We start from the raw sequence: 12,240 nt of genomic DNA on the forward strand, positions 1-12,240 counted from the left end.
CTTTTAAGTCCCTTTTTAAATAACTGTGTTTTAATTTGTTTACGATAGTGTAAACAAATGACTCCGAAAAATCGAGTTTTCAGGATTGCTTGAAACATCTCATCTATTAATCTTTTGCTTACTTTTCCCTAGTATCAAGTCAACAAGTTGAAGCGCTCAAGCTGGGGCAAGAGCGAACTAACAGCGAAGGTTATTATGGCTAAAGCAAGTAAATATGTATCAAAGCAACCTGATGCAAATGGCATCATCGCTTGGACCGAAGAAGAAAATAAAATATGGTCTGAGTTGGTTGCACGTCAATTAAAGTGCATTGAAGGCAAAGCATGTAACGAGTACATGGAAGGCCTTGAGAAAATAAATTTACCGCACGACCGTATTCCTCAGCTTCATGAGTTAAACGAAGCATTAGGTCGTGAAACAGGTTGGCAAGTTGAGCCTGTACCTGCACTGATTGATTTTGATGAATTCTTCAGATTATTGGCGAACAAAAAGTTCCCGGTAGCAACCTTTATTCGCTCTCGTGAAGAGTTTGATTATCTGCAAGAGCCAGATATTTTCCATGAGATTTTTGGTCACTGTGCCATGCTGACGAACCCTGCATTTGCAGAGTTTACGCATAAATATGGTCAGCTAGGCTATGCCGCTGAGAAAAAAGATCGTGTATATCTAGCACGCCTGTATTGGTTCACGGTTGAGTTTGGTTTAATGCAAACCGAAGACGGTTTACGTGTTTATGGCGGTGGTGTGCTTTCAAGCCCAGGTGAAACACAATATGTATACTCAGGCACGCCAGAAATCAACAAATTAGAAGTGCTAGACGTATTACGTACGCCATATCGCATTGATATTATGCAGCCTTTGTACTACACAATTAACTCAATTAATGATTTATTTGATATCTCACAAATGGATATCATGGCGTTGGTACAAGAAGCAAAAGAATTAGGCTTATTTGAGCCAAAGTTTCCCCCTAAAGAAAAATTAGCAAGTTAAGGATTTTGTAATGTCTGATTTAAGTGCACAAAAATGTGAAGCGTGTCGTGCGGATGCGCCTAAAGTGTCAGATGAAGAGTTAGCAGTATTAATTAAGCAGATCCCTGATTGGGTTCCTGAAGTGCGTGATGGCATCATGCAACTTGAGCGTGTATTCAAGTTCAAAAACTTCAAGCAGGCATTAGAGTTCACTAACAAAGTGGGCGACATGGCTGAAGAAGAAGGTCATCACCCTGGTCTTCTAACAGAGTGGGGCAAAGTGACAATCACTTGGTGGAGCCACTCTATCAAAGGCCTGCATAAGAACGATTTTGTATGTGCAGCGAAAACAGACGACGTTTTCAATGCTCTATAAGACTTCAACATATCATTTAACCAAAGCGCCTTTTATGGGCGCTTTTTTTTATGGCTGAAACTTAAACTCTGGCACTTAGCACGCCATTGCTCTATCATAACTGTTAATTTATACAGTATATAAATCTAACAATGAAACTCTATATCGCTGAAAAACCGTCATTAGGCAGAGCCATTGCCAATGCGCTACCTAAACCTCATAAGAATAACGATGGCTTTATTGAAGCGGCGAACGGCGATATTGTTACTTGGTGTATTGGACATTTATTAGAGCAAGCTGAGCCTGAGGCGTACGACCCTAAATTTAAAAAATGGGCGATTGCCGATTTACCAATCGTGCCTGAACAATGGCAGCTAGTAGCGAAGAGCAAAACTAAAAAGCAATTTAATACCGTTAAAAAGTTAATTAAGTCGGCTAAAACCATTGTCAACGCGGGCGATCCAGATAGAGAGGGGCAGCTTTTAATAGATGAAATGATTAACTTTTGCGGCGCCACTAAATCACAAAAAGAGCAAACACTCCGCTGTCTGATAAGCGATTTAAACCCATCAGCAGTTAAGCAGGCTATAAATAATCTAAAACCTAACCTCGACTTTTTATCGCTGTCGGTTTCAGCGCTGTCTCGCGCTCGTGCCGATTGGCTTTATGGTATTAATATGACACGCATGAGTACCATCAAAGGGCAGCAAGCGGGTTATCAAGGCGTGTTATCTATTGGTCGAGTGCAGACGCCGGTATTGGGCTTGGTTGTATACCGTGATTGGGAAATTGCTAATTTTGTTTCAAAGCCGTTTTATGAAGTCGAAGCGCAGTTAAACACCCAAGCAGGTGCGAGCTACATAGGTAAATGGCAACCAAGCGAAGCCTGTCAGCCTTATATGGATGAAGAAGGTCGCGTGCTGGTCAAAGGCTTAGCTGAAAATGTGGCGATCAGAGTTAAAAACCAACCGGGTGAAGTGAGCAAGGATAAAAGCACCCAAAGTAAAAAGTCGCGCCCCTTGCCACATAGTTTATCGACACTACAAATAGAAGCAGCAAAAGTATTTGGCATGAACGCCCAGTTGGTACTTGATACCTGTCAGAGTTTGTATGAAAGGCATAAGCTGATCACTTATCCCAGATCAGATTGCCGTTACTTACCAAAAGAGCATTACAAAGAGCGCAGCTCAGTAGTGGGCGCCATTGATGCCATTAGCGATAAACTAAGTGCTTTTACAGACAAAGCGAATTTAGAGATAAAATCATCAGCTTGGAACGATAGTAAAGTCGGAGCGCACCATGCGATTATTCCGACCTCAAAAAAGTCGAGCGGCGCGCTGAATCAAAATGAGCAAAATGTTTATTACTTGATTGCAAGACACTACTTAGCGCAATTTTTTGAGCCAAGCGTTTACGCTGAGCGAGAGATTCATACACTCATTCAAGGTGGGCTATTTACCTCTAAATTTAAAAGCCTGATTGATAAGGGCTGGGAAGTCTTGTTCAACAAGCAAGAAAAAGGAGAGGTTGAGCTTGCTCAATTGCCAATACTGAAAAAAGGTGAGCAAGTGCAGTGTGTTGATGCACAGGTTATCGAAAAGCATACGTCGCCGCCAAAGCACTTCACCGATGCAACATTACTCGCTGCCATGACGGGAATAGCCCGATATGTGACCGACCCAGAAATTAAAAAAATATTGAAAGAGACTGACGGCATCGGCACAGAAGCGACGCGTGCAGGGATCATTGAGCTACTCTTTAAAAGACAATATTTACAACGTAAAGGCAAAGCCATTCACTCTACCGAAATTGGGCAAAGTGTGATCAAAGCATTGCCAGAAAGTGTCGGACGCCCTGATATGACCGCAGTTTGGGAGCAATCTCTTGAGCAGATTTATCAAAAGTCTCAATCGTATAATCAGTTTATGGGCTCAGTTGAAGTGCATTTAAATCGCTTATTGCAAGACACACAAACTGCGAGTTTTCAAGGATTAGCAGGCAAGGGTAAAGCCAGTTTTAAGCGTTTTAAAAAGGGTAAGCGCAGTGCGAGTAAAGGTAAAAGCGGTGCTAAATCTCCTCGGGCGAAAAGCAAGACTTGAAAAAGCGATAAGAGTCGCAATATAGTTAATAATACATAGATTTAAGAAGTGAATTATGGACAACCAAATTCAATTAACACCTGAAAATATCCAGCAGGTTCTGGCTGAGCAAAGTGCCGATAAACTGGTTCTAATGACGTTCTTCAGTGCGCAGCAACCTGAGTGTATTGAACAAGCGAATATTTTGTCTGCGCTTGCACAAAGCTACAAAGAGCATTTACTAGTTGCAACAGTCGATTGTGATACACAACAAGCGTTGGCATCTCAATTAGCACAGCAAGTAGGCCTACAAGCGTTACCAACGATTGTGTTATTGAAAAATGGCGCGCCAGTTGGCGTATTACCAGGTCCTAAAAGCGATGCTGAAATTAAAGAGGCATTGGCTGAGCATTTACCAAGCCCGGAAGTATTATTACTTGAGCAAGCAAAACAAGCGCTAGCAAATGACGATCAAAATGCAGCGTTTAACTATGCCAAGCAAGCCTATGCAATTGACCCAGAAAATACCCGTGTGAAACTGGTTTTGGCTGATATCTGTATTCAAATTCAAAAGTTTGAAGATAGTCAGGCGTTACTTGATAGTGTTGTCGAAACTGAGCGCGATCCGTATTATCAAAATCTGCAAGCTAAGTTGAATGCGGCACAAAGTGCACAGGAATCTCCAGAGATCATTGCACTGACCGAGCAATTAGATGCGGACCCTGAAAACAAAGATTTAAAAACACAACTTGCAGCGCTACTGGCCGAAGCTGGTAAAAAAGAGCAAGCGTTAGAGCTATTACTATCTGTGCTAAGAAACGACTTAAATTTTGGTACTGCGAAAAAAGATTACTTAGATCTGATTGCGAGCCTACCAGATGGAGATGCTTTGGCAGGTGCATATCGTAGAAAGTTATACAGCTTATTATATTGATAGTAAGTAAGCTTTTAGTACAAAAATTGCAGCTGATTTAGCTGCCATTTTTTGTTGTAAGAGCCCGATATAAATTAGGTTCTACCGAATAGAGGTAGCGGTAGCAGTGATTTTATATCGCGTTTTTTATTTTAATTTTTAGACTTTAAACGTCAGTAATAATCCAGATATTTTGTTTGCACTTTCTACCAACTTAGCTGCATCTTCCGCAACTTTATAACTTAGGGTTAAGTTCTCGCTGCCGTGATGGGTGATGGTGGTGATGTTGTAGCTAATCTTAACACTCACCATTTGTTGTTCTGCTGCAGTTGAAATACCCTGTGCAGCATTGGCAATCTCGCTTATCTGATCAAAAATCACTTCTAAGGCTTGTTGACTGGTTTGGCTTAATTCTCACCGATTGATAGCCAACGAGCTGTCCATGCTCAAAAATAGGTGTGACAAATGCATCTACCCAGTAGTAGCGGCCGTCTTTACAGCGGTTTTTTACTACCCCACGCCAAGAGTGACCTTGTTCTAATTTATCCCATAGCTCTTTAAACGCCGCTTTCGGCATATCAGGATGGCGAACAATGTTGTGGTTTTTCCCTACAAGCTCTTCGGCACTAAACCCGGAAACGGCACAAAATGCTGCATTTGCATATGTAGTGACACCGCGTCAATCGGTAGTCGAGACAAGTTGTTGCGAGTCATCAAAGGAAACTTCTTCATCGATGATTGACTGGCCACGACGCATGATTTTCTCCATAGGGTTCAGCATAAAACTGTGTTAAATTATAAGGCTATAATGCTTTGTGTAATAGTAGGAATATAGTATGCCTGTGCAAGCAATAAAATATGGAGTAGATGAGTTCGGCGCTGCGGATAAAATTCAGGCAAAAACATGTGTTCTACCTGAGCTAAATGACACTCAAGTGCTTATTAAAGTACATAGCAGTGCAATTAACCCTATCGATTTGAAAACGCGTGCAGGCCTAGGTTTTGTTGCTCAAGCAAAAGAAGCAGATGAATTTCTACCTTTGGGCTATGACTTAAACGGTGTTGTAGAGCAGTGTGGCGCTCAAGTCTCTGACCTCCAAGTGGGGCAATTTGTCGCAGGTATGGTGGGGTTTGCCAAACAGCCGGGTTGTTACGCTGATTATGTTATTGCTGATGCAGGCGAATTAATCGCATTTGATGTGCAACAAAAATCAGAAGTCGCAGGTCTATGTTTAGCAGGTTTAACCGCAATACAGGCTCTGAAAAAGTTTTCAAGCTCACAGTCAACCCTTTACATTAATGCACCTACGGGTGGTGTGGGTCATTTAGCAATCCAACTGGCTCAAATACAAGGTAAAGACGTGATTGCAGTAAGTAATCGCCCTACACATGAACTGTTACAAAAGTTAGCTGTAAAGGTTGTTGATTATGAGACATTCTTTTCACAAAAGCGGCAAGCACAACTACTCGATTTAGTCGGTGGTGAAATCGGCGAAAGAATGGTCGCGAATTTAGACTCGGGCAGTGAAGTGGTGACTGTACCAACCATCAGTGCCCAGCAGATCGTTGCAGCTGCACAGCAAAATGACATAACGGTCTCTGGTATTGTGGTTGAAAAGAATAAAGCTGATCTAAATGAATTGATGACTGCGTATCGTGGTGGCGATTTATTTATCCATGTCGATTCGACTTTTGCGTTGCAAGACATCCAGCAAGCGCATCAATACATGGAAGCGGGGCAGCATGCCGGCAAGATAATTATGAGTCATCGTTAATAAATATTGCTTGAGTATTGGGGATGTGCCCCCATTGATTGAACATTGCCTATTGGCTTGAGGATAATTTTTTGAATACACCAGAATTAAAGACTCGCTTAGAAGCACTCTCTGCAGCAGAACACCAGCAAGCCATTAAGGGCATCAAGCGTGGTATTGAGCGAGAAGCATTAAGGATCAACCCGAATGGCTCTATTGCCAAAACGCCTCATCCACAAGACGCTGGGCATCCATTAACGAACTCGCATATCACCACTGACTTTTCAGAATCATTACTCGAGTTTATTACCCCAGTCAGTGAAGATCCAAAAGAGACGCTAGCGCAACTGCAAGACTTACAGAAATACACCCTGAGTAAAATGGGCGACGAGCTGTTGTGGCCTATGAGTATGCCTTGCTTCATCGAAAATCAAGATGACATTGCCTTGGCATATTTTGGTGAATCGAACATAGGTAAAATGAAAACCCTGTATCGTGAAGGGCTAAAAAACCGTTACGGTAGCATGATGCAGGCTATTGCCGGTGTTCATTTTAATATTTCCTTCCCAGATACCTTGTGGGACAGCTTACAAAAAATCGAGCAAAGCACAGCTGAGAAACAAGCTTTTATTTCAGAGAAATATTTAGGCCTTATTCGAAACTTTAAGCGTGAGCTTTGGTTAATCAGCTATTTATTTGGCGCTTCTCCAGCGCTGTGTAAATCATTCTTGCAAGGCAATAAAAGTGACCTTCCGTTTGAGTCTTTGGGTAAAGGCACGCTTTACTTAGAGCACGGTACGGCATTACGACTAGGTGATTTAGGGTATACCAACAGTGCTCAGTCGTCTTTAAAAGTGACCTATAACAATTTAGATGAGTATATTGCGGGCTTACGCGAAGCAATTGGCTGTCACTCTGACCTATATGGTAATTTAGCTGACTATAAATCAGAAACGCCGCAGCAGCTAAATAAAAACATTCTGCAAATCGAAAATGAGTTTTACTCGCCGATCAGACCAAAGCGTAATGCACAGAGCGGTGAAACTCCGACTCAAGCTTTAGCAAGGGCTGGTATTGAATATGTCGAGATCCGCGCTTTAGATGTTAATCCCTTTTCTCAGACAGGGATTAGTTTAGAGCAAATTCATTTCTTGGATGTGTTTTTAACCTATTGCTTACTTAAAGACGCGCCAGCATTAAGCTGTGAAGATCAAAGATTAACAGAGGCTAACTTACAAGCCGTGGTGAACTTCGGTCGTAAGCCAGACCTTGAGTTACAACGTGATAGTTCACCTGTTTCTTTGCAAATATGGGCAGAAGAGATTTTTACAGAGTTAGTGCATGTTGCTCAGTATATGGACAAAGCAAATGGCTCAAACGTGTACCAGAGTGCAATCAAATTATGGCGAGAATGCATTTCTGATCAGAATAAGACACTATCAGGTCAGTTCTTATCTCAGCTTAAACAAAACCAACAAGATGGCGGAAGCTATGCAATTGAGTTGGCGAATGAGTATAAGTTAGCGCATCAGTCTCAGTCACTTGTAACCTACTCAAACTCAAGTCTAGATGCAGATGCGGTGAATTCTCATCAAGCACAACTACAAAAAGTGTCAGAAGATAATTTGACTTTTGTGGCATTCTTAGATGATTATTTTGCCAACGCTTAGGCAAAAAAAAGCGCAGCTAAATTAGCTGCGCAAATATTAAATCAGGGATGAAACAATGCTAAACCACTGTATTCATATGCTCTGACTTATAGAATTTAAATAAGTTCACCAAAAAATGAAAAAAATTAAAAAAAGTTTTCTTACCCTATCTTTCGCCGCAGTTTTGAGCGGTTGTGCAACGGCGCCTCCGAAACAACCTGACAATATTTGTAAAATCTTCGAAGAAAAAGAAGACTGGTATTATGATGCCCGCGACGCCCAAAATAAATGGGGCTCACCTAAACATGTGTTAATGGCTATGATGTATCAAGAGAGCTCATTTAGACATGATGCAGCGCCGCCGATGGAGTATTTTTTAGGATTTATTCCAATTGGACGAGCAAGCTCTGCCTATGGTTACTCGCAAGCTAAAACACCCACATGGCAAGATTATATTCGAGAAACAGGTAATTCAGGCGCAGATAGAGACGATTTCGAGGATGCCATTGATTTCATGGCTTGGTTTGTTAATAAAACCCACAAAGTAAATGGTATTTCTAAATGGGATGCCTACGCCCAATACTTAAATTATCACGAAGGGTGGGGTGGGTATAAGCGTGGCACTTACCGTAAGAAAAAATGGCTTATGGCCGTAGCAAATAAAGTGAAGCATCGTGCAGGGCGCTATGGCGCGCAATTAAAAAGATGTGAAGCTGAATTAGATAAGTCTTGGTTTGAAAGGCTATTTAGTTAGCTCTTGATAGTCAATGCAAAGCATAAAAAAAGCCGCAATTGCGGCTTTTTTTATGCTGTTAATCTTTTATCAGGAAATATTTTAACTTGTTTGATCATGTTTTCTTTAATTTCAATTATCTCTATTGGGTACCCAGCTATACGCATACCCAAAGAGGTTTGTGGGATATCTTCTAAGTACTCAACGATCAAACCACTCAGTGTTTTAGGACCCTCTGTTGGTAACTCCCAATTCATTTCTTTATTGATATCTCGAATGTTTGCAGTTCCATCAACCAATACTGAGCCGTCAGACTGTACGTCAACTTCTTCACTCGGTGCGCGAGTTTGTGTGGTAGTGAAGTCACCAACCACTTCCTCTAAGATATCTTCAAGTGTAACCAAGCCTTGAATGTCACCGTATTCATCTACAACCAAACCAATACGCTCTTTACTTTGTTGGAACTTTAATAGCTGGGTATTTAATGAAGTACCTTCAGGGATGTAGTAAATTTCACGCACTGCACGTAATAAAGAAGGTTTGTCGAATTGTTCTTTAGTGAGAAGACGCAGCGCATCTCGAGAGTGTATAAAGCCAACAGCATCGTCAATCTGGTCACGATACAGCAATACGCGAGTATGTTGTGCGTTGGTTAAATGTTTAGCAATGTCTTTCCAGTCGTCATTAATGTCAATGGCATTAATTTCGTTGCGTGGGATCATGATGTCTTCAACCGTGACATGATCTAAATCAAGAATAGAAGTCAGCATGTTTTGGTGGTTGCTAGGCAGTAATGCACTTGACTCATTTACTACAGTTTTAAGCTCTTCTTTACTTAAACTGTGCTCTTCAATGTCTTGGTTTGAAATACCAAACAGCTTAAGAATGCCATTAGTGATCCAGTTAATTGCTATAACAAGTGGGAATAGTACTTTTAGCAGTCCTTTTAAGATCAGAGAGCTCGGGAAAGCGATTTTCTCTGGGTGAAGTGCTGCTAGTGTTTTAGGTGTTACTTCAGCAAATATAAGGATAATAAAAGTAAGGCCAAATGTCGCAACGGCTAGGCCAACTACATCACCAAATAAACGAATACCAATTATGGTTGCCACAGAAGATGCAGCGATATTGACAAGGTTATTACCTATTAAGATAAGGCCAATTAATCTATCAGGACGTTGGAGCAAGCTACTTACACGCTTCGCACCTTTATGATTTTCTTTTTCTAAGTGTCTTAGTCGATATTTGTTTATCGACATCATGCCAGTCTCTGAGCTTGAGAAATAAGCCGAGAGCAAAATAAGTAAGCCCAAAATCGCAAAGAGCGTACCGGTTGATATGTCGTCCAAAAGAGGATCCCTTTTCTAATATTGAATAGGTATTAAGCGTTACTGAAAGTACTGAGTCAAGTTAAAATTTTACGAGAATTACTTCTTGTATGAATCTGCTACCAAAGTAGGCCAATGTGACTAGTCCTGAGGCACCCAAAATAGCAAAAACTACGGGTTTACCACGCCAGCCAAAGCGGTGATGACCAATCGTTACAGTTGCAAAAACTAACCAAGCGATAATAGACAGCACGGTTTTGTGGATGACTTCTTTAGCAAACATACCTTCCAGAAAGATAAATCCAGACATGAGTGCCAATGTAAAAATACCAGTACCAACAGTAAGCAGTTGGTAAAGTTGTCTTTCAACCAACATAAGTGGCGGTAGATGACTGTTCATAATAGCAAGGTCTTTTTCTTTAAGACGTTTGTCTATATAGAAGAATTGCACAGCATAGAGTGTAGCAATAATCAAAATACAGTAAGCAAGTAGTGAAAGAGAAATATGTATAACAAGTCCTAAGTCCACGTTAATGCTTTGTATAATAATATGGTGTGGGATAAATAAACTGGCGATTAATAAAATAGCAGCAAAGCCGTAGACTACCGGGAGCAACAGAGTAGCGGGGAATTTTAATGATACAGTCGTGACGCTCACGACAATCACCCAGCAAGTTAACATCGCGACATTAACCGTACTTAAATCTTGCCCATCATGGGTAAAAACTGAATTTACTAACACTAACATATGCGCCAATATAGCGCCTGTACTGAGTAGAACCGTTAGCTTTTGGCTCGGCCCTTCTTTATGAAATAGGCGTGACAGTACATGCCCTGTTGCTAGAACATATAAAAGGCTGGCAAGTAAAGACAGGCTAATGATCAACATGTTAAATGTAGTCCAGATGTTAGTATCCTTGTTACAGGCTATTGTATTTTATGCCACCGTTCTTGCAAAGAGGTTATAAAAAGAAACTTTGTCTTTACTTGAATACTGTATTACTCGCCTGCATATCAGTATAATGCGCACAATTACGATTTATTGGAACCTAATACATGTTTGAAAATCTCCAAGAACGCTTAGGTAAAACGTTAAAAAACATCAGTGGCCGCGGCCGACTTACCGAAGACAATATTAAAGAAACCCTCCGTGAAGTGCGTATGGCACTGCTTGAGGCTGATGTTGCATTACCGGTTGTTCGTGAGTTTGTTAAACAAGTAAAGGAACGTGCGGTTGGTGTTGAAGTAACGAAGAGCTTAAGCCCAGGTCAAGTATTCATCAAAATAGTGCGTGAAGAACTTGAAAAAGCCATGGGTGAAGCCAATGAAGAGCTTAACCTAGCTGCACAGCCGCCAGCGGTATTAATGATGGCGGGTTTACAAGGTGCGGGTAAAACCACCAGTGTTGGTAAACTGTCAAAGTTCTTAAAAGAGCGTAAAAAGAAATCGGTACTTGTGGTGAGTGCTGACGTTTATCGTCCAGCGGCGATTAAACAGCTTGAAACGCTAGCTAACGAAGTGGATGTTGAATTCTTCCCTAGTGATATTTCACAGAAGCCAGTTGATATCGCTACCAATGCGATCAGCCATGCGAAGAAGAAATTCATTGATGTTGTAATTGTCGATACGGCAGGTCGTTTGCACGTAGATAGCGACATGATGGACGAGATCAAAGATCTTCATGCAGCAATTAACCCAGTTGAAACCTTATTCGTTGTTGACTCTATGACGGGTCAAGATGCGGCGAATACTGCAAAAGCGTTTGACGAAGCGTTACCACTAACCGGTGTTATTCTGACTAAGACCGATGGTGATGCGCGTGGTGGTGCGGCATTATCAATTCGTCATATCACGGGTAAGCCTATTAAATTTATCGGTGTGGGTGAGCGCACTGATGCACTAGAACCTTTCCACCCAGATCGTGTTGCTTCGCGTATTTTAGGCATGGGTGACGTACTTTCATTAATCGAAGAAGTCGAAATGAAAGTCGATAAAGACAAAGCAGCAAAAGTTGCTGAAAAGGTCTTTAAAGGTGACGGTTTCACGCTAGAAGATTTTGCAGAGCAACTTCGTCAAATGAAGAACATGGGTGGCATGATGGGGATGCTTGATAAGCTTCCTGGTATGTCTAACTTACCTGATGCAGTTAAAGACCAGGTGGGTGACAAAACTTTCAATCAAATGGAAGCGATCATCAACTCAATGACACCGAAAGAGCGGGCTCGTCCTGATTTAATTAAAGGATCTCGAAAAAAGCGTATCGCAGCCGGTTCTGGTACTCAGGTACAAGATGTCAATAAACTGCTTAAGCAATTTACCCAGATGCAAAAGATGATGAAGAAGATGAAGGGCAAAGGCGGCATGATGAAAATGATGCGCAACATGAAAAACATGATGCCACCAGGCATGATGGGTGGTGGCCCTAAGTTTTAATTAAAACTTTATAATTGTATTACAAAGG

At 41.4% G+C, this 12,240-nt stretch carries 11 protein-coding genes and 1 pseudogene; 8 read left to right on the top strand and 4 right to left on the bottom strand.

All coding sequences use genetic code 11. From position 1 onward, the window contains the following. Window positions 1-195: 195 nt before the first annotated feature. The 4 genes from phhA (at window position 196) to CWB72_RS05735 (ending at window position 4,339) form a co-directional block, all read left to right on the top strand. Window positions 196-993, top strand: coding sequence for a phenylalanine 4-monooxygenase (gene phhA / locus CWB72_RS05720; RefSeq protein ID WP_130255288.1), 798 nt, complete (start codon window positions 196-198; stop codon window positions 991-993). 10 nt (window positions 994-1,003) lie between these two features. Further along, entirely contained in the window at window positions 1,004-1,348 is a 345-nt protein-coding gene (locus tag CWB72_RS05725; RefSeq protein ID WP_130255287.1) for a 4a-hydroxytetrahydrobiopterin dehydratase, read from the top strand. Window positions 1,349-1,479: 131 nt separating this feature from the next. Next, window positions 1,480-3,426, top strand: a complete 1,947-nt coding sequence (locus tag CWB72_RS05730) for a DNA topoisomerase III (RefSeq protein WP_138629865.1) — start codon at window positions 1,480-1,482, stop codon at window positions 3,424-3,426. A gap of 55 nt (window positions 3,427-3,481) precedes the next feature. Further along, window positions 3,482-4,339, top strand: a complete 858-nt coding sequence (locus tag CWB72_RS05735) for a tetratricopeptide repeat protein (protein WP_138629867.1) — start codon at window positions 3,482-3,484, stop codon at window positions 4,337-4,339. Between the two features lie 138 nt (window positions 4,340-4,477). Here CWB72_RS05735 and CWB72_RS05740 read toward each other — a convergent pair whose 3' ends face one another. After that, window positions 4,478-4,699, bottom strand: a complete 222-nt coding sequence (locus CWB72_RS05740; RefSeq protein ID WP_138629868.1) for a hypothetical protein — start codon at window positions 4,697-4,699, stop codon at window positions 4,478-4,480. Then, window positions 4,698-5,075: pseudogene (locus CWB72_RS05745) on the bottom strand (PAS domain-containing protein); the annotation flags it as partial. The gene CWB72_RS05740 and the pseudogene CWB72_RS05745, both read right to left, overlap by 2 nt. 79 nt (window positions 5,076-5,154) lie before the next feature. Here CWB72_RS05745 and CWB72_RS05750 point away from each other — a divergent pair. From CWB72_RS05750 to CWB72_RS05760, 3 genes are all read left to right on the top strand, one after another. Further along, a complete protein-coding gene (locus tag CWB72_RS05750; RefSeq protein ID WP_138629870.1) occupies window positions 5,155-6,093 on the top strand; it encodes an NADP-dependent oxidoreductase in 939 nt (312 codons plus the stop codon). A gap of 71 nt (window positions 6,094-6,164) precedes the next feature. Next, window positions 6,165-7,742 (top strand): glutamate--cysteine ligase, encoded by a 1,578-nt coding sequence (gshA, locus tag CWB72_RS05755; protein ID WP_138629872.1) that lies wholly within the window; start codon window positions 6,165-6,167, stop codon window positions 7,740-7,742. Between the two features lie 115 nt (window positions 7,743-7,857). After that, window positions 7,858-8,475, top strand: a complete 618-nt coding sequence (locus CWB72_RS05760) for a transglycosylase SLT domain-containing protein (RefSeq protein WP_436409846.1) — start codon at window positions 7,858-7,860, stop codon at window positions 8,473-8,475. 50 nt (window positions 8,476-8,525) lie between these two features. Here CWB72_RS05760 and CWB72_RS05765 read toward each other — a convergent pair whose 3' ends face one another. Together CWB72_RS05765 and CWB72_RS05770 are read right to left on the bottom strand one after the other, a co-directional pair. Further along, window positions 8,526-9,800 (bottom strand): HlyC/CorC family transporter, encoded by a 1,275-nt coding sequence (locus CWB72_RS05765; protein WP_138629874.1) that lies wholly within the window; start codon window positions 9,798-9,800, stop codon window positions 8,526-8,528. Between the two features lie 61 nt (window positions 9,801-9,861). Further along, window positions 9,862-10,668 (bottom strand): cytochrome C assembly family protein, encoded by an 807-nt coding sequence (locus CWB72_RS05770; protein ID WP_138567100.1) that lies wholly within the window; start codon window positions 10,666-10,668, stop codon window positions 9,862-9,864. A 167-nt stretch (window positions 10,669-10,835) separates the two neighbouring features. On the opposite strand from CWB72_RS05770, the gene ffh reads away from it, so the two are divergent. Continuing rightward, complete coding sequence (ffh, locus tag CWB72_RS05775) at window positions 10,836-12,212, top strand: signal recognition particle protein (RefSeq protein ID WP_058030699.1); 1,377 nt, start codon at window positions 10,836-10,838, stop codon at window positions 12,210-12,212. Window positions 12,213-12,240: the final 28 nt, after the last annotated feature.

This window comes from Pseudoalteromonas phenolica (assembly GCF_005886345.1).
GTDB classification, from domain to species: Bacteria; Pseudomonadota; Gammaproteobacteria; order Enterobacterales; family Alteromonadaceae; genus Pseudoalteromonas; species Pseudoalteromonas phenolica_A.

What these genes read in the sequence shown, in the direction of transcription:
- phhA (WP_130255288.1), top strand. Translation starts at nt 196, where the DNA reads ATGGCTAAAGCAAGTAAATATGTATCAAAGCAACCTGATGCAAATGGC.
- CWB72_RS05725 (WP_130255287.1), top strand. Translation starts at nt 1,004, where the DNA reads ATGTCTGATTTAAGTGCACAAAAATGTGAAGCGTGTCGTGCGGATGCG.
- CWB72_RS05730 (WP_138629865.1), top strand. Translation starts at nt 1,480, where the DNA reads ATGAAACTCTATATCGCTGAAAAACCGTCATTAGGCAGAGCCATTGCC.
- CWB72_RS05735 (WP_138629867.1), top strand. Translation starts at nt 3,482, where the DNA reads ATGGACAACCAAATTCAATTAACACCTGAAAATATCCAGCAGGTTCTG.
- CWB72_RS05750 (WP_138629870.1), top strand. Translation starts at nt 5,155, where the DNA reads ATGCCTGTGCAAGCAATAAAATATGGAGTAGATGAGTTCGGCGCTGCG.
- CWB72_RS05760 (WP_436409846.1), top strand. Translation starts at nt 7,858, where the DNA reads ATGAAAAAAATTAAAAAAAGTTTTCTTACCCTATCTTTCGCCGCAGTT.
- CWB72_RS05770 (WP_138567100.1), bottom strand. Translation starts at nt 10,668, where the DNA reads ATGTTGATCATTAGCCTGTCTTTACTTGCCAGCCTTTTATATGTTCTA.
- ffh (WP_058030699.1), top strand. Translation starts at nt 10,836, where the DNA reads ATGTTTGAAAATCTCCAAGAACGCTTAGGTAAAACGTTAAAAAACATC.